A 1,626-nucleotide genomic window follows, 5' to 3' on the forward strand; every position below is an offset into this window, starting at 1 on the left:
GATGTGTATAAGAGACAGATCAGATGCTGCGCAACCTGAGCCTGTGGCAGATGGGAACGCTGGCAGCAGGCAAACCGGTCGATGTGGCGCTGGCCCTGCTCACCCTGACGGCACTGCTGTGGCTCTTTATGCGCGATGCCAATCCCCTCAACGCCCTGCTGCTGGGTGAAGGGGAGGCCCGTCATCTGGGGGTCAATGTGCAATCCCTCAAACGTCGTCTGATTCTGCTCACCGCTGCGGGCGTCGGGGTAGCGGTGGCAGTATCGGGGATGATCGGCTTCGTCGGGCTGGTGGTGCCCCATCTGGTGCGCCTGCTGGCGGGTCCCAACCACATCAGGTTGCTGCCGCTCTCGGCCCTGCTTGGCGCCGCCCTGCTGCTGGCAGCCGACATGCTGGCACGCACCCTGCTGGCCCCGGCCGAGCTGCCGGTGGGTATCATCACCGCCCTGCTCGGCGCCCCCTTCTTCATCTGGCTGCTGGTAAAAGGCCGCCGCGCCCTGTGATACGGACTGTTATGCAACCACTCTCATCCGCACTCTCATCCTCACTCTCCGCCCCCCTGTTGAGCTGCAGCCGACTCAGCCTGCGCCGTGGCCAGCGCCAGATCCTGGATGGGCTCGATCTGAGCCTTGAGAGCGGCACTCTCACCGCCCTGCTCGGCCCCAACGGGGCGGGCAAGAGCTCGCTGCTCAACTGCCTGACCGGCGAGCTGGAGTATGAGGGTTCCATCACCCTGTTTGGTGCGGATCGCCAGCAGTGGGACAGCAGCCAGCTGGCCCACCGGCTCGGGGTATTGCCGCAAAGCTCCTCCCTCAACTTCCCCTTTCTCTGCGAAGAGGTCGTCGCCATGGGGCGCTTGCCCCACAGTGAACCGGCGGCGCGGCGTGACGAGATTGTGGCGGCGGCCATGACCCATGCCGGGGTCGAGCATCTGGCCAAGCGGCTCTATCCGGGGCTCTCCGGCGGCGAGCGGCAGCGGGTGCAGTTTGCCCGGGTGCTGGCGCAGATCTGGCAGGCCCCCTCTCCGACCGAGCAGGCCGAGCAACCCCGCCTGCTGCTGCTCGATGAGCCCACCTCGGCGCTGGATCTGAAATACCAGCATCAGCTGCTCACCATGGCGCGCGCCCTAGCCAGCCGCAATACTGCGGTGCTGGTAGTGCTGCACGACCTCAATCTGGCGGCGCGCTATGCCGATCGGCTGGTGATGCTGGAGCGGGGCAAGCTGATGGCCGATGGCACGCCGGGCGAAGTACTGACCCCTGAACTGATCGCCCGCCTTTATGACTACCCAGCGCAGGTGATCCATCACCCCGACAACGGCTTGCCGATGGTGGTGTAATCATTATTTCTGATGCAAGATGCTCGAACAGGCCATCGCAATCCTAAAATGGCAGATTGTTAACCGACCACGGGTATTGCCATTATTTGGTTTGCCACATTTATAACTGCTAGAGAGATTGAGGTGAAAGAAAGAGGGAGGAGGCATCCATGCCACTGCGTTTGGCGCACTACGTATAAAAAGTGGTACAGCTAACGCTATGTTCCTAGCAGAGTTCAGGGTCAGGTGAACCAGACTCAGCCTACTTGAGGATAACGATGAGTTGCACATCGCTAAAACGTGATGTT

1 protein-coding gene and 1 pseudogene are annotated in these 1,626 nt (G+C 62.1%); both read left to right on the plus strand.

The genetic code is table 11. From position 1 onward, the window contains the following. Nucleotides 1–17 precede the first annotated feature (17 nt). Nucleotides 18–503, plus strand: a pseudogene (locus CUC53_RS18020) (FecCD family ABC transporter permease); the annotation flags it as partial. An 11-nt stretch (nt 504–514) separates the two neighbouring features. Next, nucleotides 515–1,339, plus strand: coding sequence for a heme ABC transporter ATP-binding protein (locus CUC53_RS18025; RefSeq protein ID WP_100295382.1), 825 nt, complete (start codon nt 515–517; stop codon nt 1,337–1,339). The last annotated feature ends 287 nt before the right edge of the window (nt 1,340–1,626 follow it).

Source organism: Aeromonas cavernicola (assembly GCF_002795305.1).
Lineage (GTDB): Bacteria > Pseudomonadota > Gammaproteobacteria > Enterobacterales > Aeromonadaceae > Aeromonas > Aeromonas cavernicola.